Origin of the sequence: Microbacterium sp. CFBP 8801, from assembly GCF_014839455.1 — a bacterium.
In the GTDB taxonomy this organism is placed as follows: Bacteria; Actinomycetota; Actinomycetes; order Actinomycetales; family Microbacteriaceae; genus Microbacterium.
Genome location: NZ_JACYNU010000001.1, coordinates 374815 through 393353 on the forward strand (window position 1 = coordinate 374815; position 18539 = coordinate 393353).

General features: G+C 70.1%; 18 protein-coding genes. 17 read left to right on the plus strand and 1 reads right to left on the minus strand.

Annotated elements, in window-relative coordinates:
* Positions 1-50 precede the first annotated feature (50 nt).
* The 15 genes from lepA to IFR11_RS01890 all read left to right on the plus strand — a co-directional run bounded on the left by lepA (position 51) and on the right by IFR11_RS01890 (position 15769).
* Entirely contained in the window at positions 51-1895 is a 1845-nt protein-coding gene (gene lepA / locus IFR11_RS01820; RefSeq protein ID WP_055837006.1) for a translation elongation factor 4, read from the plus strand.
* A 22-nt stretch (positions 1896-1917) separates the two neighbouring features.
* The gene (locus IFR11_RS01825; protein WP_055939964.1) at positions 1918-2562 is read left to right on the plus strand and encodes a DUF1990 family protein; all 645 of its coding nucleotides are present in this window, start codon (positions 1918-1920) and stop codon (positions 2560-2562) included.
* Complete coding sequence (hemW, locus tag IFR11_RS01830) at positions 2562-3779, plus strand: radical SAM family heme chaperone HemW (RefSeq protein WP_191915028.1); 1218 nt, start codon at positions 2562-2564, stop codon at positions 3777-3779. Before IFR11_RS01825 ends, hemW begins: the two co-directional genes overlap by 1 nt.
* A gap of 140 nt (positions 3780-3919) precedes the next feature.
* Positions 3920-4960: a heat-inducible transcriptional repressor HrcA gene (hrcA, locus tag IFR11_RS01835; protein ID WP_191915029.1), complete on the plus strand. Its 1041-nt coding sequence runs from the start codon at positions 3920-3922 to the stop codon at positions 4958-4960.
* Between the two features lie 49 nt (positions 4961-5009).
* On the plus strand, positions 5010-6137 hold the full coding sequence (gene dnaJ / locus IFR11_RS01840) for a molecular chaperone DnaJ (protein ID WP_055939967.1): 1128 nt from the start codon (positions 5010-5012) through the stop codon (positions 6135-6137).
* Positions 6138-6139: 2 nt separating this feature from the next.
* Complete coding sequence (locus IFR11_RS01845; RefSeq protein WP_191915030.1) at positions 6140-6874, plus strand: 16S rRNA (uracil(1498)-N(3))-methyltransferase; 735 nt, start codon at positions 6140-6142, stop codon at positions 6872-6874.
* Positions 6875-7084: 210 nt separating this feature from the next.
* Entirely contained in the window at positions 7085-7432 is a 348-nt protein-coding gene (locus IFR11_RS01850) for an HIT domain-containing protein (RefSeq protein WP_070407930.1), read from the plus strand.
* Between the two features lie 49 nt (positions 7433-7481).
* Positions 7482-8504 (plus strand): PhoH family protein, encoded by a 1023-nt coding sequence (locus IFR11_RS01855; RefSeq protein WP_197978856.1) that lies wholly within the window; start codon positions 7482-7484, stop codon positions 8502-8504.
* Complete coding sequence (gene ybeY / locus IFR11_RS01860; RefSeq protein ID WP_055837030.1) at positions 8501-8968, plus strand: rRNA maturation RNase YbeY; 468 nt, start codon at positions 8501-8503, stop codon at positions 8966-8968. Before IFR11_RS01855 ends, ybeY begins: the two co-directional genes overlap by 4 nt.
* The gene (locus tag IFR11_RS01865) at positions 8965-10275 is read left to right on the plus strand and encodes a hemolysin family protein (RefSeq protein ID WP_191915032.1); all 1311 of its coding nucleotides are present in this window, start codon (positions 8965-8967) and stop codon (positions 10273-10275) included. The genes ybeY and IFR11_RS01865 overlap by 4 nt, the downstream gene beginning before the upstream one ends.
* A complete protein-coding gene (gene era, locus IFR11_RS01870) occupies positions 10272-11165 on the plus strand; it encodes a GTPase Era (RefSeq protein ID WP_055837036.1) in 894 nt (297 codons plus the stop codon). Before IFR11_RS01865 ends, era begins: the two co-directional genes overlap by 4 nt.
* Positions 11166-11238: 73 nt before the next feature.
* The gene (locus tag IFR11_RS01875; RefSeq protein ID WP_191915033.1) at positions 11239-12186 is read left to right on the plus strand and encodes a quinone oxidoreductase family protein; all 948 of its coding nucleotides are present in this window, start codon (positions 11239-11241) and stop codon (positions 12184-12186) included.
* A 186-nt stretch (positions 12187-12372) separates the two neighbouring features.
* A complete protein-coding gene (gene leuA / locus IFR11_RS01880; protein ID WP_055837043.1) occupies positions 12373-14133 on the plus strand; it encodes a 2-isopropylmalate synthase in 1761 nt (586 codons plus the stop codon).
* A gap of 23 nt (positions 14134-14156) precedes the next feature.
* Entirely contained in the window at positions 14157-14945 is a 789-nt protein-coding gene (locus IFR11_RS01885) for a methyltransferase domain-containing protein (RefSeq protein ID WP_191915034.1), read from the plus strand.
* Positions 14946-14986: 41 nt separating this feature from the next.
* Positions 14987-15769: an MOSC domain-containing protein gene (locus IFR11_RS01890; RefSeq protein ID WP_191915035.1), complete on the plus strand. Its 783-nt coding sequence runs from the start codon at positions 14987-14989 to the stop codon at positions 15767-15769.
* 64 nt (positions 15770-15833) lie between these two features.
* Here IFR11_RS01890 and IFR11_RS01895 read toward each other — a convergent pair whose 3' ends face one another.
* Positions 15834-16538 carry a trimeric intracellular cation channel family protein gene (locus IFR11_RS01895; protein WP_191915036.1) on the minus strand — a complete coding sequence of 235 codons (705 nt, stop codon included), beginning with the start codon at positions 16536-16538 and terminating at the stop codon, positions 15834-15836.
* 423 nt (positions 16539-16961) lie between these two features.
* On the opposite strand from IFR11_RS01895, the gene recO reads away from it, so the two are divergent.
* Together recO and IFR11_RS01905 are read left to right on the plus strand one after the other, a co-directional pair.
* The gene (gene recO, locus IFR11_RS01900; protein WP_055837054.1) at positions 16962-17690 is read left to right on the plus strand and encodes a DNA repair protein RecO; all 729 of its coding nucleotides are present in this window, start codon (positions 16962-16964) and stop codon (positions 17688-17690) included.
* Entirely contained in the window at positions 17687-18490 is an 804-nt protein-coding gene (locus tag IFR11_RS01905; RefSeq protein WP_055837057.1) for an isoprenyl transferase, read from the plus strand. The genes recO and IFR11_RS01905 overlap by 4 nt, the downstream gene beginning before the upstream one ends.
* Positions 18491-18539: the final 49 nt, after the last annotated feature.

The following is an 18539-nucleotide window of genomic DNA, read 5'->3' on the forward strand; positions in this document are numbered from 1 at the left end:
GGGCATACGCGGACGGCGATGTCGGCGCGCCACCGTAGAATCGACGGAACATGTCACCGCGCGCCCTGAAGCCCCTCGAGCCGTCTGCCACTCCGCCGGAGCAGATCCGCAACTTCTGCATCATCGCTCACATCGACCACGGCAAGTCGACGTTGGCCGACCGCATGCTGCAGATCACCGGCGTCGTCAGCGACCGCGATATGCGGGCGCAGTACCTCGACCGCATGGACATCGAGCGTGAGCGCGGCATCACGATCAAGTCGCAGGCGGTGCGGATGCCGTGGGCCACCGCCGACGGCACGTTCGCCCTCAACATGATCGACACGCCCGGCCACGTCGACTTCACGTACGAGGTCAGCCGCTCGCTTGCCGCGTGCGAGGGAGCGATCCTGCTCGTGGATGCGGCGCAGGGCATCGAGGCGCAGACGCTGGCCAACCTCTATCTCGCACTCGAGAACGATCTGACGATCATCCCCGTGCTGAACAAGATCGACCTGCCGGCCGCCGACCCCGAGAAGTACGCGGCCGAGCTCGCCGGCCTCATCGGCGGCAAGCCCGAAGACGTGCTGCGCGTCAGCGGCAAGACCGGCATGGGCGTCGAGGAGCTGCTCGACCTCATCGTCGACAAGATTCCCGCCCCGGTCGGCAAGCCCGACGCCCCGGCGCGCGCCATGATCTTCGACTCCGTCTACGACGCCTACCGCGGCGTGGTCACCTACGTGCGCATGATCGACGGCTCGCTGCAGCCGCGCGAGCGCATCCAGATGATGTCGACCACCGCGACGCACGAGCTGCTCGAGATCGGTGTGTCGAGCCCCGAGCCCGTGCCCACGCGCGGTCTCGGCGTCGGCGAGGTCGGCTACCTCATCACCGGTGTGAAAGACGTGCGCCAGTCGAAGGTCGGCGACACGATCACGACGCACCGCAAGCCCGCCACCCAGGCGCTGCCCGGGTACACCGATCCGAAGCCCATGGTCTTCTCGGGTATCTACCCCATCGACGGCAGCGACTACGCCGAGCTGCGCGAAGCCCTCGACAAACTCAAGCTGTCCGATGCGTCGCTGCAGTACGAGCCCGAGACCTCGGTCGCGCTGGGCTTCGGCTTCCGCGCCGGGTTCCTCGGCCTGCTGCACCTCGAGATCATCACCGAGCGCCTTTCGCGGGAGTTCGGTCTCGACCTCATCACCACCGCCCCGTCGGTGACCTATGAGGTCACCACCGACACGGGCGACACCGTCTCGGTCACCAACCCCAGCGAGTACCCCGACGGTCGCGTCGCCTCGGTCTCGGAGCCGATCGTCAAGGTCGGCATCCTGCTGCCCAAGGACTACGTCGGCACCGTGATGGAGCTCTGCCAGTCGCGCCGCGGAACGCTCCTGGGCATGGACTACCTCAGCGAGGACCGCGTCGAGCTGCGGTACCACATGCCCCTCGGCGAGATCGTGTTCGACTTCTTCGACCACCTCAAGTCGCGCACGCAGGGCTACGCGAGCCTCGACTACGAACCCGCCGGTCAGCAGACCGCCGACCTCGTGAAGGTCGACATCCTGCTGCAGGGCGACAAGGTCGACGCGTTCAGCTCGATCGTGCACCGCGAGAAGGCCTACGCCTACGGCACGCTCATGGCCGAGCGCCTGCGCAAACTCATCCCGCGCCAGCAGTTCGAGGTGCCCATCCAGGCCGCGATCGGCGCCCGCATCATCGCGCGCGAGACGATCCGCGCCATCCGCAAGGACGTCCTCGCGAAGTGCTACGGCGGTGACATCACCCGAAAGCGCAAGCTGCTCGAGAAGCAGAAAGAGGGCAAGAAGCGCATGAAGATGGTGGGCCGCGTCGAGGTGCCGCAGGAAGCCTTCATCGCCGCCCTCTCGGGCGACGTCGAGGCCAAGAAGTAACGACCGATTCGAGAGGAAGATCATGCGCCGGCAGAACTTCACCGACGACACGGTCGACTACGCGGCGGTGGGCGCCACTCAGGCCCCCGACCTCATGCAGTATCCGCCCGAGCGTTCCGTGCCCGCCGAAGATGCGTGGCGTATCGGCAGCGGCGAAGAGCGCTTCGTCGCCGCGGGCGAGTTGCTGCTCGCGTGGGCGCCGCTGCGCAGCGAAGAGCTGAGCATCACCGACGTGCGTCCCGCGTCGGGCGCCGGCTACGCGGGCGTCGGCTTCGACGCCGAGGGCGCTCCCGTCGCCCCCAGCCGCCTCGAGGCCGAGCAGCGCTTCGCCGCCGACGGCACCCCGTTCGTCAGCCCCGGAACGGGCGTGCGCCTGCACGGCAAGGTCGATGGCCACCGCGCCGACGCCGAGCTGCGGGTCATCTCGGTGTTCGAGGAGCCGCGCCGCGTCGGATTCATCCTCGGCACGGTCGGACACTCCATCGTGAGCGGCGAAGAGTTGTTCTCGCTCGAGTGGCGCGACAACGACGAGGTCTGGTTCGTCGTGCGCGCGTTCGACCGCCCCACCGCGCCGTCCTACAAGCTCCTCACCAGCCGCGTGCGTCGTCGCCGCAAGGCGCTGTTCACGCGGTACCTGCGCGCGATCTCGCCGCTGTACACGTCCTGATGGGCGGACCGCTTCCCCTCGGAGACCCCGCGCCCACCGACGGTCGTCTGCCCGACGACCTGACCATCGACCCGTCGGTCGACTTCGGGGTCTACCTGCACGTGCCGTTCTGCCGCGTGCGCTGCGGCTACTGCGACTTCAACACCTACACGGCCAGCGAACTGCGCGGCGCGCGGCAAGACGACTTCGCCGACACGCTCGCCGCCGAGGTGCGCCTGGCGGGCGGGGTGATGGATGCCACGGGTGGCCGCCGCACGGCATCCACGGTCTTCTTCGGCGGGGGTACGCCGACGCTTCTGCCTCCCGGCGATCTGGCCCGCATGCTCGACGCCGTGCGCGCGGAGTTCGGCATCGCCGAGGGGGCCGAGGTCACCGTCGAGGCCAATCCCGACACCGTCGACGACGCCGTGGTCGAGACGCTGGCCGCGGCGGGCGTCACGCGCGTGTCGATCGGCATGCAGTCGGCCCGCCCGCACGTGCTCGCCGCCCTCGACCGCACCCACGACCCCGCGAACGTCTCGACCGCCGTCGCCGCGGCCCGCCGCGCCGGGCTCGACGTGTCGCTCGACCTCATCTACGGCGCACCGGGGGAGTCGCTCGACGACTGGCGGGCGTCTCTCGAGGCCGCCGTCTCGCTCGCTCCCGATCACATCTCGGCCTACGCGCTCATCGTCGAAGACGGCACGAAGCTCGCCCGCCAGATCCGCTCGGGCGCGGTCGCGGAGCCGTCCGACGACCTGCAGGCCGACATGTACGAGCTGGCCGACGAGATGCTCGCCGACGCCGGGTACGACTGGTACGAGGTGTCGAACTGGTCGCGCGGCGTCGCCCGCCGTTCGCGGCACAACCTCGCCTATTGGCGCGGCACGGACTGGTGGGGGTTCGGGCCGGGCGCCCACAGCCACGTCGCGGGGCTGCGCTGGTGGAACGTCAAGCACCCGGCTGCCTATGCCCAGCGCCTCGCGGCGAACGAGTCGCCGGCCGCCGCGCGCGAGCGCCCCGACGAGACCGCCCGACGACTCGAGTCGGTGCTGCTGCGCAGCCGCATTCGCGAGGGTCTCGCCGTCGGCGAGCTGCACGGCGAGGGCCGCAAGGCCGTGGCGTCGCTCATCGCCGACGGGCTCATCGAGGGGGCGGATGCCATCCGGGGCCGCATCGTCCTGACCCGCCGCGGGCGCCTGCTGGCGGATGCCGTGGTGCGAGCCCTCACGGTCTGATCCGCGCCGTCGCATCCCGCGGCGGGGCCGCACGCACGCGCGGAGGATCTGGCATCCGCGAGCCCCCGACGGGGCACGCCGTCGATCGGCGTAGAATTGGCACTCAGTCAAGTCGAGTGCCAGACGGGGAGGAGCAGCGCATGGTGTCGGAACGCGGCCTCCAAGTGCTCCGCGCGATCGTGCAGGATTACGTCGACACGCGTGAACCCGTCGGCAGCAAGGCGATCGTCGACCGGCACGCGTTCGGTGTGTCGGCGGCGACCATCCGCAACGACATGGCGCTGCTCGAAGACGAAGACCTCATCGTCGCCCCCCACACCTCGTCGGGCCGCGTGCCCACTGACAAGGGCTACCGCGTGTTCGTCGATCACCTCGCCGAACTGCGCCCGCTCTCGGGCGCGCAGCGCAGCGCGATCACCTCGTTCCTCGACGAGGCGGGTGATCTCGACGACCTGCTCGCCCGCACGGTGCGTGCCCTGACGCAGCTGACCGGCCAGGTCGCCATCGTGCAGTACCCGTCGTTCGCGCGCGCCAACCTCTCGCACGTGGAGCTCGTCGCGCTCGGCGGTCCGCGTGTGCTGGTCATCCTGGTCACCGACACCGGCCGAGTCTCGCAGCGGATCGCGCTCGTCCCGGCCGAGCCGGTCGAGGCCGACATCGTGCAGCTGCGTGCCCGCGTGGGCGCGGTGCTGGTCGGGCGCTCCGTCGCCGACTGCGCTCAGCAGGTCTCCGCGGTCGTCGCCGACGGACCCCGCCCCGGCATCGCCCTCGACGCCGTCGCCGACGCCGTGTTCCGCGTCGTCGGCGAGGAGCTCGAGGAGTTCCGTCAGGATCGCCTCGTCATGGCTGGGGCGGCGACCCTCGCCAAGCGCGAGTCCGACTTCCGCGGCAGCATCTACCCGCTCCTCGAAGCCATCGAGGAGCAGGTGACCCTGCTGCGGCTCATGACCGAGATGGTCGCCGACGAGAAGGGCTTGTCGGCCAGCATCGGCCGCGAGAACGAACCCTTCGGACTCATCGAGGCCTCGGTGCTCGCCAGCCGGTACGACGGCTCGACGGGCGGTGCCCGCGTGGGCCTGCTCGGCCCCACCCGCATGGACTACTCCTCCAACCTCGCGGCGGTTCGCGCCGTCGCGCACTATCTGACCCGGATGCTCGAAGACGACGACAGCGCGCGCTGACGAGCACCCCACCGAGAACGACCCCGCACCCGCGGACAGGAAGGCGATTGTGGCTGACCACTACGAGGTCCTCGGCGTCGAACGAGACGCCAGCGCCGACGAGATCAAGAAGGCGTACCGCCGTCTCGCTCGTCAGTTGCACCCCGACGTGAACCCCGGTGACGACGCGTCCGAACGCTTCAAGCTGGTCACGCACGCGTACGACGTGCTCAGCGACCCCGAGCAGCGTCGCCGCTACGACATGGGCGGCGACCAGAACCCCTTCGGCGGGGGCGGGGGAGCGGCCGGCTTCGGCGGCTTCAGCGACATCTTCGAGACGTTCTTCGGCGGTGCCCAGGGCGGCGGAGGCGGGCGTGGACCGCGTCCGCGTTCGCGTCGCGAGCGCGGGCAGGACGCCCTCGTGCGCGTCACGCTCGATCTCGGCGACGTCGTCTTCGGCACGCACCGCGACCTCGACGTCGACACCGCCGTCCTGTGCGAGACCTGCCAGGGAGCCTGCACGCAGCCCGGCACGAGCGAAGTCACCTGCGACATCTGCCACGGCTCCGGTCACGTGCAGCGCACGGTGCGCAGCCTGCTCGGCAACGTCGTCACCAGCCAGCCCTGCAACGTGTGCCACGGACACGGCACGACCATCCCCTACCCCTGCGGCACCTGCCAGGGGCAAGGGCGCGTACGCGCCCGCCGTACCGTGTCGGTCGACATCCCCGCCGGCGTCGAGTCGGGCCTGCGCCTGCAGCTTCCCGGTTCGGGTGAGGTCGGCCCCGCCGGCGGCCCCAACGGCGACCTGTACCTCGAGATCACCGTCGACGCGCACGAGGCTTTCAGCCGCGAGGGCGACGACCTGCTCGCCACCCTTGAGGTGTCGATGCCGGATGCCATCCTCGGCACCACCACGACGATCGACGCCCTCGATGGAGCCGTCGAGCTCGAGGTGCGCCCGGGCGTGCAGTCGGGCGACGTGCTCACCATCAAGGGCCGCGGCATCACGCCGCTGCGCGGAAGCCAGCGCGGCGACCTGAAGGTCGGCGTGCACGTCGTGACGCCCACGCGCCTCGACCACAAGGAACGCGCCCTCATCGAGGAGTTCGCCAAGCGCACGAAGGCCCCCCAGCCGCGCCTGGCCGAGCACCAGCAGGGCATGTTCTCGAAGTTCCGCGACCGCTTCCGGCACTGACCGTGGCGCTGCACTTCGTCACCGACGAGGCGGCATCCGCTCAGCCAGGGGATGCCGTCACGCTCACCGGAGCAGAGGCGCACCACGCCGCGGCCGTCCGCCGCGTGCGCGTCGACGAGGCGGTCACCCTGGGCGACGGGCGCGGGGCATGGCTGGAAGGTTTCGTTACGGCCGCGACGCCCAAGCAGGTCGACGTGCGGGTGACGGGCCGTGAGCAGCATCCGGCCCCGTCGCCGCGCTTCGTGCTCGTGCAGGCGCTCGCCAAGGGCGACCGTGACGAGCTCGCGGTGCAGGCGGCGACCGAACTCGGCGTCGACGCGATCGTTCCCTGGCAGGCGGCGCGGAGCGTCTCGCGCTGGGATGCCAAGGCCGACAAGGGTCTGGCCCGCTGGCGCACCATCGTGCGCGAGGCCGCGAAGCAGGCGCACCGCGCGTGGATCCCCGACGTCGAGGGCGTCGCCCGCACGGCCGACCTCGTGCGCCGCGCCGGCACCGACCTGGTGCTGGTGCTCGAGCCCTCGGCATCCGATCGCCTCACCGCGGTCGCCGTCGAAGCCTCGGACGGTCGCGACGTGGTGCTGGTGGTCGGGCCCGAGGGCGGGATCGCCCCCGAGGAGCTCTCCGCGCTCGAAGGCGCCGGTGCGCGGCTCGTGCGCCTGGGCGACACGGTGCTGCGCACCTCGACCGCGGGGGCGGCGGCGATCTCGGTGCTCTCGGCGGCGCACGGGCGCTGGTGACCTCCCGCCGCGTTCCGATCCTCCCGTCCGGGGCGCGAAACGTCCCGCCCCGCCCGTCCGGGGCGCGGAATGTGCACCGGGGCGCACAACAACCGCCCCGGTGCACGGTTCACGCCCCGTCCACAAGTCGCGCGGCTCGACGCACCACCTCGCCCGTCGAGCCCGCACCCCCCGACCTGCGTGTCGGAGCCCGTCACTAGACTGGATGCCATGAGCGAACCGTCGATCTTCACGCGCATCCTGCAGGGCGAGATCCCCGCCGAGATCGTCGCCGAGACCGAGAACGCCTTCGCGATCCGCGACATCGCCCCGCAAGCGCCGGTGCACCTGCTCGTCATCCCCAAGACGCAGCAGTACCGCAACGTCGTCGAGCTGGCGGCGGGCGACCCCGACCTGCTCACCGAGGTCGTGGGGCTCGCGAACAGCGTCGCCGCCGAGCATGCCGACGGCGACTTCCGGCTGATCTTCAACACCGGCGAGGGCGCCGGCCAAACCGTCTTCCATGTGCACGCCCACGTCCTCGCGGGTGGCCTGAACGAAAAGAGCGTGGGTGTCTGACTCCGCCGAAGAATCCGTCGTCGACCGCATCGAGGTCGACGGCGTGGCCATGGTGCAGCTCCTCGGACCGCAGGATCGCCTGCTGCGCGTCGTCGAGATAGAGCACCCCGAGGTCGACGTGCACGTCCGCGGCAACGAGATCACGCTGTCGGGCACCGCTTCCGCCGTCGCCGCGGCGCGGGGCCTCGTCGACGAGCTGCTCGCGATGACCCGCTCGGGTCATGGCCTCGACCCCTCCGACGTGAAGAGCTCGAACCGCATGCTCTCCGACGGCGGTCCCCGTCCGTCCGAGGTCATGGGCGAAGCGATCCTGTCGTCGCGCGGCAAGGTCATCCGCCCCAAGACCGCCGGGCAGAAGGCCTACGTCGACGCGATCGACGAGAACACCATCGTGTTCGGCATCGGCCCCGCCGGTACCGGCAAGACCTACCTCGCCATGGCCAAGGCCGTGCAGGCGCTGCAGCGCAAAGAGGTCGCCCGCATTATCCTCACCCGCCCCGCCGTCGAAGCCGGCGAGCGTCTGGGCTTCCTGCCCGGCACGCTCACCGACAAGATCGATCCGTACCTGCGCCCGCTGTACGACGCGCTCAACGAGATGATGGACCCCGACATCGTGCCGAAGCTCATGGCGACTGGCACGATCGAGGTCGCACCTCTCGCGTACATGCGCGGACGCACGCTGAACGACTCGTTCGTTGTGCTCGACGAGGCGCAGAACACCACGCCCGAGCAGATGAAGATGTTCCTCACGCGCCTCGGCTTCGGCACGCGCATGGTCGTCACCGGCGACATCACCCAGGTCGACCTGCCCCAGGGCGCGTCGGGTCTGCGTCTCGTCACCCGCGTGCTCGACGACATCGACGACATCCACTTCTCGCGCCTGACCAGCGAAGACGTGGTGCGTCACAACCTCGTCGGTCGCATCGTCGACGCGTACAGCGAGTACGACGAGAAGCGTCTCGTCGCCCGCCGTGAGCGCGACGAGGCCTCCGAGTTCGCCACCCGTGCGGAGCGACGCGGCTCGAGTGCCGCCGGTCCCCGCGATCACCTCCCGAGACGAAACCGCTCATGACGATCGAGATCAACAACGAATCCGACCACCAGATCGACGAGCAGGTGCTGCTGCGCCTGATGGAGTACAACCTCGGCGAGCTGCACGTCAGCGGCGACGCCGACGTGGCCATCGTGCTCGTCGACGAGGGCGCCATGGAGTCCCTGCACGTGCAGTGGATGGACGAACCCGGCCCGACCGACGTGCTCAGCTTCCCGATGGACGAACTGCGACCCGGGTCGGAAGATGCGCCCACCCCGGCGGGTCTGCTCGGCGACATCGTGCTGTGCCCCGCCGTCGCCGAGACCCAGGCGGTCGCGGCGAAGCACTCCACGCAAGACGAACTGATCCTGCTCACCACCCACGGACTGCTGCACCTCCTCGGCTTCGATCACGCCGAGCCCGACGAGGAGCGCGAGATGTTCGGTCTTCAGCGCGAGCTCATCGCCGGCTTCCAGGCCGTCGAGCGCCAGCGCCGCGCATGACCGAAGCGCTCCTGCTCGTCGCCGCCGTGCTGCTCGTCGCCTTCGGCGGGCTGATGGCGGCGTCCGAGGCCGCGCTCGGGGTCACCTCGCGCACCGACCTGCTCGAGCTGGGCGCCTCGGGGCGCAACGCCACGTCGCTGCGTCGCATCGCCGACGACACCAGTGCGCACGTGACGGCGGTCGTGTTCATCCGCGTGCTCGCCGAGACCACCGCCGCGGTGCTCGTGACCGCGGCGTTCATGCTGCTCTTCGACGACATCTGGCTGGCCGTCGCGGCCGCCGCCGTGCTCATGACGGGCATCTCGTTCGTCGCCGTCGGTGCGAGTCCCCGCTCGGTTGGCCGCCAGCACGCCCGTGGTCTGCTGCGCGGCGGGGCACCCGTCATCCGGGGCATGCGCATTCTGCTCGGGCCCCTCGCGCACGGCCTCGTCGCCGTCGGCAACCGCGTCACCCCCGGAGTGCCGCACTCGACGTCGTTCGCGTCAGAGGAACAGCTGCTCAGCATCATCGACGAGGCGGCCGAGAACGAGCTCATCGAGCAGGACGACCGTGAGCTCATCCACTCGGTGTTCGACTTCACCGACCGCTACGTCCGCGAGGTCATGGTCCCGCGCACCGACATGGTGACCGTCGGGGCCGGCGCCACCTCGCGTGAGGCCCTCGCTCTCTTCCTCGAGAAGGGCGTCTCGCGCGTTCCCCTCGCCGACGACGAGGCCGACGACGTCGTGGGGATGCTGTACCTCAAAGACCTCGTGCAGTTCGGCTTCCGCGACGAGGCGGGGTGGCGCGACGCACCGATCCGCCGCATCGCCCGCCCGGCGGTGTTCGTGCCCGAGTCGATGAAGGCCGAGACCCTGCTGCAGCAGATGAAGAAAGACGCCGTGCACGTGTGCCTCGTCGTCGACGAGTACGGCGGCGTCGCCGGCCTGGTGACCCTCGAAGACCTGATCGAGGAGCTCGTGGGCGAGATCGCCGACGAGTACGACGCGCCCACCAGTGAGGTCGTCGAGCTCGACGACAACCGGTACCGCGTGAACGCGCGTCTTGGCCTCGACGAGGTCGGCGACCTCTTCGGTCTCGAGCTCGACGACGAAGACGTGGATTCGATCGGCGGACTGCTGGGCAAGGCCCTCGGCCGCATTCCCCAACCGGGGGCGACGGCGGAACACTCCGGTCTCGTCATGACCGGCGGGGCATCGCGCGGCCGCAATCGCGGCATCGCCACGGTGATCGTGGAGCGCGCCGAGACTCCGAACGACGACAACGCCGAGGCCGATGGCCCCGCGCGTGAGAGGAACGACAGATGACCGACACCCGATCCGGTTTCGTGACCTTCGTGGGCAGGCCGAACGTCGGCAAGTCCACCCTGACCAACGCCCTCGTGGGCGAGAAGGTCGCGATCACGAGCGAGAAGCCGCAGACCACGCGCCGCGCCATCCGCGGCATCGTCAACCGCCCCGGCGGTCAGCTCGTGCTCGTCGACACCCCCGGCATCCACCGCCCGCGCACCCTGCTCGGACAACGTCTGAACGACCTGGTCGAACAGGTGCTGGGCGACGTCGACGTCATCGCCTTCTGCGTTCCGGCGACCGAGAAGGTCGGCCCGGGCGACCGTCGTATCGCCGAGTCGCTGTCGGGGTACCCCCGCGCCAAGAAGGTTGCTCTGGTCACCAAGACCGACGCCGCCTCGCGCGATCAGATCACGCAGCGCCTCGTCGAGGTCGACGCGCTGCGCGAGGACTGGGCCGCGGTCATCCCGCTCTCGGCCATCACCCACGACCAGCTCGACGTGCTCAGCGACGAGCTCCTCGCGCTCATGCCCCAGGGGCCCGCGCTGTACGACGCCGACATCGTCACCGACGAGACGCTCGAAGATCGCATCGCCGAGATCATCCGCGAAGCGGCGCTGCACGGCGTGCGCGACGAACTCCCGCACTCCATCGCGGTCACGGTCGATGACGTCGCCGCGCGCGAGAACAGCGACCTCACCGACGTGTGGGCCAACATCGTCGTCGAGCGCGACAGTCAGAAGGCCATCATCATCGGCCACAAGGGCTCTCGCCTGGCCGACGTCGGTGCGCGTGCGCGCGCGGGCATCGAGCCCCTCGTGGGCAGCAGGGTGTATCTCTCGCTGCACGTCCGCGTGGCCAAGGAATGGCAGCGCGACCCGAAGCAGCTCGGGCGCTTGGGCTTCTGACACCCGGCCGCGCCGCACCCGTGCCGCGTGTGCGGGCGCACATGAGACGAACGACACGACGAAAGGTGCAGCCATGGCGATGAGGTGGACGGCTCCGGCCGCAGGACCGATCGAGACGTGGGTTCTCGACGAGGTCGAGGTGGCTCCGCCCGGCGCCGGTGAGGTCATCGTCCGCGTGCACGCCGCGGGCATCAACCCCGCCGATGCCAAGCACGTCGCCCAGGCGCGCCCGGGGGCCGAGTTCCCCGTCGCGATCGGCTACGAGCTCTCCGGCGAGGTGACGGCCGTCGGTCCCGACGCCGTCGGCGGCTCCGGCGCGCTGCATGTCGGCGACGAGGTCGTGGCGTTCCGCGTGCAGGGCGCGTACGCGACCGAGATCACGGTGCCCGCCCGCGACGTCTTCGCCAAGCCCGCCCGGCTCTCGCACGCCGAGGCGGCCAACCTGCTCCTGGCGGGAACGACGGCGGCCGAGATGATCCAGGTCACGCGGGTGACCGCGGGTGACACGGTGCTGCTCCACGCCGCTTCGGGCGCCGTCGGCGTGAGCCTGCTGCAGCAGGCGCGCGAGCTCGGTGTGCGCGTCATCGGCACGGTGGGACCGGATGCCGACGAGTCGGCGGCACGCGTCCGCCACTACGGCGGTATCCCGGTGGCCTACGGCGACGGCCTCGCCGAGCGCGTCGCGACCGCCGCCGAGGGAGCTCCCGTCGTCGCCGCGTGGGATACCGCGGGCACCGACGAGGCGATCGACGTCTCGCTCGCGTCGGTGTCGGAGCGCGACCGCATCGTCACGATCGTTCGCCCCGACCGCGCCGAGGCCGACGGGTTCCTGTGGATCGCAGGTTCGCGGCCCGAGAGCGCCCGGTTCCGCGACATCGCCCGCGCCCGCGTTCTGGAGCTCGCGGCATCGGGGGCTCTCGAGGTGCCGGTCGCGCGCACCTACCCGCTCGCCGATGCGATCGACGCCGTGGGCTTCGTCATGACCGGCCACCCGGGCGGCAAGGTGGCGTTGCTGGCGTAGCGGCGGCGCGGCTGGGGTACAGACGCCAGCGACGCGGGGCCTTCGCGTGGGACTGCTACGATCGCTTCATGCGCTTCGGTGGCCTTCTTCTTCTTAGTTGCCGCGACGAGTCCTCGTTCTAAGGGCCTTCCTCGTCGCGGAGATCGTTGTCGGCCCCACCGAACGAATCTAAAGAAGCGACACATCATGAAGAACACCCAGAAGCCCACGTCCGCTCCGGTGCACAAGTACCGTCCGTTCCACGAGCAGATCCGGGTCGACATGCCCGATCGCACGTGGCCGTCGAAGCGCATCGAAGTCGCCCCCCGCTGGTGCGCCGTCGATCTGCGCGACGGAAACCAGGCCCTCATCGATCCGATGAGCCCCGAGCGCAAGCGCGTGATGTTCGACCTGCTCGTGAAGATGGGCTACAAGGAGATCGAGGTCGGCTTCCCCAGCGCCAGCCAGACCGATTTCGACTTCGTGCGCCAGCTGATCGAAGAGAACCTGATCCCCGACGACGTCACCATCCAGGTGCTGACCCAGGCGCGTGAACACCTGATCGCCCGCACGTACGAGTCGATCGCCGGTGCGAAGCAGGCCATCGTGCACCTGTACAACTCCACGAGCGTGCTGCAGCGCGAGGTCGTGTTCCGCACCGACCAGCAGGGGATCGTCGACATCGCGCTCGAGGGCGCCCGTCTGTGCAAGCAGTACGAGGCGACCATTCCCCAGACCGAGGTCTACTACGAGTACTCGCCCGAGAGCTACACCGGTACCGAGCTCGAGTTCGCCCTGCGCATCTGCAATGAGGTGCTGGAGGTCTTCCAGCCGACGCCCGAGCGCAAGGTCATCCTGAACCTGCCCGCCACGGTCGAGATGGCCACCCCGAACGTCTACGCCGACTCGATCGAGTGGATGTCGCGTCACCTGAATCACCGCGAGAACGTCATCCTGTCGCTGCACCCGCACAACGACCGCGGCACGGCCGTCGCGGCGGCGGAGCTCGGGTACATGGCCGGCGCCGACCGCATCGAGGGCTGCCTGTTCGGCAACGGGGAGCGCACCGGAAACGTCGACCTCGTCGCCCTGGGCGTCAACCTGCTGACACAGGGCATCGACCCGCAGATCGACTTCAGCGACATCGACCAGGTCAAGCGCACGGTCGAGTACTGCAACCAGCTGCCGGTGCCCGAGCGCAGCCCCTGGGCCGGCGACCTGGTCTTCACCGCCTTCAGCGGTTCGCATCAGGATGCCATCAAGAAGGGCTTCGAGGCGATGGAGGCCCGTGCGGCATCCGAGGGCAAGAGCATCGACGACATCGAGTGGGCGGTTCCGTACCTGCCGATCGACCCGAAAGACCTGGGCCGCTCGTACGAGGCGGTCATCCGCGTCAACTCCCAGTCGGGCAAGGGCGGCGTCGCCTACCTGCTGAAGGCCGACCACGCGATCGACCTGCCCCGCAAGCTGCAGATCGAATTCTCGGGCGTCGTGCAGACCCGCACCGATGCCGAGGGCGGCGAGGTGTCGAGTGCCCAGATCTGGGACATCTTCACCGACGAGTACCTGCCCGCCGAAGACCAGGACCAGCGCTGGGGTCGTTTCGAGCTGCTGTCGACGCGCTCGTCGAGTGACATGTCGGGCGACGTGCACCTCGATGTCGCCCTGCGCGACGGCGACGAGACCCACCCCGCCTCGGCCGTCGGAAACGGCCCCGTGGCCGCGTTCCTCGAGATCGTGCGCGCGCAGGGCTTCGACGTCACGCTCTACGACTACGTCGAGCACGCCCTGAGCTCGGGCGGCGACGCCCAGGCCGCGGCGTACGTCGAACTGCAGGTCGATGACCAGCGCCTGTGGGGCGTCGGCATCGACGGTGACATCTCGACGGCGTCGCTGAAGGCGATCGTCTCGGGCGTGAACCGCGCGATCCGCACCCGTCAGTCGGCCGACGCCCTCGCCGGCGTCTGACCTCGACGCCGAAGACCACGGCCGTGGCCTACGCCCACGGACACCACGAGAGCGTGCTGCGTTCCCACGCCGCACGCACCGTCGCCGACTCGGCGGCGTACCTGGTGTCTTCGCTGTTCGCCGGCGCCCGCATCCTCGATGTGGGCGCCGGCCCCGGCACCATCACCGTCGGCCTCGCCGACCGGGTCTTCCCGGGGCGGGTCGTGGGGGTGGATGCCGCACCCGACGTCGTCGAGGTCGCCCGCGCCACCGCGGGGGAGCGCACGAACGTCAAGTTCCGCACCGATGACGCGTACGACCTCGATGCCCCCGATGGGTCATTCGACATCGTGCATGCGCATCAGGTCCTTCAGCACCTGGCCCGGCCCGTCGACGCCCTGCGCGAGTTCCGCCGCGTGGCGGGGCCCGAGGGCCTGGTCGCGGTGCGTGACGTCGACTACGGCGGGGTGATCTGGCATCCACGGATCCCCGCCCTCGACGAGTGGCTCGAGATCTACCACGGGGTGCACCGCGGGGTGTCGGGCGAGCCCGACGCGGGCCGGCGGCTCAAGGCGTGGGCGCGCGAGGCGGGGTTCGCCCGCATCGAGGCGAGTGCGAGCGTGTGGGTCTTCGACACGCCCGAGAAGCGGGCCTGGTGGGGCGGTATGTGGGCTGACCGCGTCGTCGCGTCGGCGTTCGCGGGGCACGCGAAGAGACTCGGACTCGCCGACGACGCCGCGCTGCAGCGCATCTCCGACGGCTGGCGCGAATGGGCCGCGCACCCCGACGGGTGGATCCTGCTGCCGCACGGCGAGGTGCTCGCCCGGGCCTGACCCGCGCGGGGGAGCGGAGCGATGGGTGCGAGGATGAATCCGTGCCCATCGTCTCCGCTCTGTACCGATATCCCGTGAAGGGCTTCACCCCTGAACGGTGCGACCACCTCGTCATCCAGGACGACGGGCGGGTGCAGGGCGACCGTGCCCTCGTGTTCCGCTTCGCCGACGCGCTCGAGCCCGAGGACGCGACGTTCCCGAAGAGCCGCGGCCTGGCGCTGATGACCTTCCCCACGCTGGCGCGCGTCGATCTCGCTTACGACGACGAGAGGCAGACATTGCGACTCCAGGTCGACGACATCGACGTCGAGGCCGACCTCAGCCCCGCGGGTCGCGCGCGTCTCGCCGACGCCGTGACGGCGTATCTGCGTACGACGAGCGACGCGAAGCTGCTCGCCGCCGACGGCATCCTTCCCCTCGGACTGCTGGGCGACGGCCGCACCGCGCGGTTCCAGGATCGCCCGCGCGGCTTCGTGTCGCTGCACGGCGCCGCGTCCGTCGAGGCCCTGGATGCCACGGTGCCGGCGCCCGTCGACGATCGGCGATTCCGTTCGAACATCGTGGTCGGGGGCACCGCCGCGTGGACCGAACTCGAGTGGCGTGGTCGCGTACGCATCGGCGAGGTGGAGTTCGAGGTGCAGAAGCCGATCGAGCGCTGCGCCGCGATCACCGCCAACCCCGACACCGGAGTGCGCGACGCGCGACTGCTGCGCGTGCTCACGACCGAGTTCACTCAGGACGAGCCGACCCTCGGCATTTTGCTCCTCCCCGTGGCCGGCGGCGGAACGATCCGCGAGGGCGACGAGGTCGTCGTCGCCGCGTGAGTCGCCAGGATTCGTTGCTTCGGGGCGGCGCCAAGCGACAAACCTGGATGGGCTTGCGCGCGGTTCAGGCGGGGTCGTCGGTGCGGATGATCGGGATGCCGGTGGTCTCGACCGCGACCTTGCGGCGGTAGAGCTTGCGCTGCTCCGGGAACGAGAGGTCGAACAGCACCGCAAGCACGCGGATCACGGTCGTCACGACGACGCCGATCACCGCGGCGAGGGGCAGGGGCACGCCGAAGGCGGCCGTAATGGCGAGCACCGCGCATCCGCCACCCGCGGCGACGGCGTAGAGCGAGCCCACGTGCATGATCGCCACCGGCAGGCCCATCAGCACGTCGCGCAGCACGCTGCCGCCCGCGGCGGCGACCACGCCGACGAAGATCGCGGGCACGGCGGGCATGCCCAGGGCGAGCGCCTTCGACGTGCCGAAGGCACCGAACAGACCGATCACGACCGCGTCGAGCATGACGATCGCGCGATTGAGACGTTGGAAGATCCCCGACAGCAGCATGCCGACGATCGACGCCAACGTCGCGGTGATGAGATACCAATTGCTCTGCAGGGTCGCGGGCGTCAGCCCCAGCAGCAGGTCGCGGATCAGACCGCCGCCCATCCCCAGCAGGATGCCGATGATCGCGACGCCGAGCAGATCGAGGCGCCGCTGCCCCTGGAAGCCCGACGCGAACAGCGCACCCTGCACGCCGCCCAGGGCGACGGCGGTGAGATCCGCCCACAGGGGGATGACGAAGACCGAGTTCACGGCATCCATTCTCCCCCCTTCGGTCTTGCCGCCCGCGGGGGTGGTTCATCTATCGGACCGGTGGGGCTGGTGACGCCTACGGGGGCGTGTGCGCCACCGCAACGCGGGGCGGGCCGGTCTCGCCGCCCGCGGGGGTGGTTCATCTGTCGGACCGGTGGGGCTGGTGACGCCTACCGGGGCGTGTGCGCCACCGAAACGCGGTGCGGTCCGACAGACGGACCACTCCGCGCTGCGGATGGGCTTTCCCGTTCGGCCGGTCTCGCCGCCGGGGACGCGGTCCATCTGTCTGACCGGTGGGGCTGGTGACGCCTATCGAGGCGTGTGCGCCACCGAAACGCGTGGCGGTCCGACAGACGCACCATTCCGCGCCGCAGACCCGGCCGCGCGCGCGCCGCGCAGGCCTCTCACGGGATCGCCGAACGATAATGGACTGTGCCCACCTACCGCGATGAAGTCGTGGTCCTGCGTACCCAGAAGTTGGGGGAGGCGGATCGCATCCTCACCCTGCTCAGCCGCCGCAACGGCAAGATCCGCGCGGTGGCGAAGGGCGTGCGGCGCACCTCGTCGCGGTTCGGCTCGCGCCTCGAGCCCTTCATGGTGGCCGACGTGCAGTTGGCGACCGGCCGCAATCTCGACATCGTGCAGCAGGCCGAGTCGCTCGGCTCGTACGGTGCCGACATCGTCGCCGACTACGACAGCTACACCACCGCCAGTGCGATGGTCGAGACCGCCGATCGGTTGAACGAGGCCGAGGCGACCCCGCAGCAGTACCTGCTGCTCGTGGGTGGGCTGCGCTCGCTCGCCCGCAGCGACCACGCCGCACGGAGCGTGCTGGATTCGTACCTGCTGCGGGCCATGGCGCTGTCGGGCTGGGCACCCGGACTCGGTGAGTGCGCGCGCTGCGGCACCGTCGGCGAGCACGACTACTTCCTTCCCCAGCTCGGCGGCGTCATCTGTTCGACGTGCGCGCCGGCCGGCTCTCCTCGGGTCGCGCGCGACACAGTCGATCTGCTGCGCTCGCTCATGGCGGGGGAGTGGGATGCCGTCGACGCCGCCGCCGGGCGCACCACCGCCGCCGCGTCGGGGCTCGTCGCCGCCTACGCCCAGTTCCATCTCGAACGGGGCATCCGTTCGCTCTCGCACCTGGAGGCGCATCCGTGACCCCGAAGCCCTTCACCCACCGCGACGCCGTGCCCTACCGTCCCCTCGACTGGACGGAGCAATATCCGCCGGCCTACCCGAAGGGCGCGGTGCCGGAGCACGTCGCCATCGTCATGGACGGCAACGGACGCTGGGCGAACCGGCAGGGTCTCACCCGCGTCGAGGGCCACCGGGCGGGCGAAGCGGCGCTGCTCGACGTCGTCGCCGGCGCGATCCAGGCCGGGGTGAAGCACCTGTCGGTGTACGCCTTCTCGACCGAGAACTGGTCGCGCTCTCCGGACGAGGTGCGCTTTCTCATGGGCTTCAACCGCGAGGTGCTGCACCGCCGTCGCGATCAGCTCAACGAGTGGGGGGTGCGCATCCGCTGGTCGGGCCGCAAGCCGCGCCTGTGGGGCTCGGTCATCAAGGAGCTGCAGCACGCCGAACGCCTCACCGAGGGCAACTCCACGCTGACGCTCACCATGTGCGTGAACTACGGCGGGCGCGTCGAGATCGTGGATGCCATGCGGCGCATCGGCGACGACATCGCCGCAGGCCGGCTCAAGCCCTCGGCGGTGACCGAGAAGCTGATCCGCAAGAACCTCTACCAGCCCGACATGCCCGACGTGGATCTGTTCGTGCGATCGAGCGGCGAGCAGCGCACGTCGAACTTCTTGCTGTGGGAGTCGGCGTACGCCGAGATGGTCTTCCTCGACACGTTGTGGCCCGACTTCCGACGTACGCACCTGTGGGACGCGATCGGGCTCTACCTGTCGCGCGACCGTCGCTTCGGCGGCGCGATCGACACCCCCACCGCCTGATTCCGGCGAAGATGCCGCCAACGGAATAGATCACAAGCTCGAGAGGTTG

Bases quoted from the DNA above. Each gene is read 5' to 3' on its own strand.
- lepA (WP_055837006.1), top strand. From the start codon at position 51: ATGTCACCGCGCGCCCTGAAGCCCCTCGAGCCGTCTGCCACTCCGCCG.
- IFR11_RS01825 (WP_055939964.1), top strand. From the start codon at position 1,918: ATGCGCCGGCAGAACTTCACCGACGACACGGTCGACTACGCGGCGGTG.
- hemW (WP_191915028.1), top strand. From the start codon at position 2,562: ATGGGCGGACCGCTTCCCCTCGGAGACCCCGCGCCCACCGACGGTCGT.
- hrcA (WP_191915029.1), top strand. From the start codon at position 3,920: ATGGTGTCGGAACGCGGCCTCCAAGTGCTCCGCGCGATCGTGCAGGAT.
- IFR11_RS01850 (WP_070407930.1), top strand. From the start codon at position 7,085: ATGAGCGAACCGTCGATCTTCACGCGCATCCTGCAGGGCGAGATCCCC.
- IFR11_RS01855 (WP_197978856.1), top strand. From the start codon at position 7,482: ATGGTGCAGCTCCTCGGACCGCAGGATCGCCTGCTGCGCGTCGTCGAG.
- ybeY (WP_055837030.1), top strand. From the start codon at position 8,501: ATGACGATCGAGATCAACAACGAATCCGACCACCAGATCGACGAGCAG.
- IFR11_RS01865 (WP_191915032.1), top strand. From the start codon at position 8,965: ATGACCGAAGCGCTCCTGCTCGTCGCCGCCGTGCTGCTCGTCGCCTTC.
- era (WP_055837036.1), top strand. From the start codon at position 10,272: ATGACCGACACCCGATCCGGTTTCGTGACCTTCGTGGGCAGGCCGAAC.
- IFR11_RS01875 (WP_191915033.1), top strand. From the start codon at position 11,239: ATGGCGATGAGGTGGACGGCTCCGGCCGCAGGACCGATCGAGACGTGG.
- leuA (WP_055837043.1), top strand. From the start codon at position 12,373: ATGAAGAACACCCAGAAGCCCACGTCCGCTCCGGTGCACAAGTACCGT.
- IFR11_RS01895 (WP_191915036.1), bottom strand. From the start codon at position 16,538: ATGGATGCCGTGAACTCGGTCTTCGTCATCCCCCTGTGGGCGGATCTC.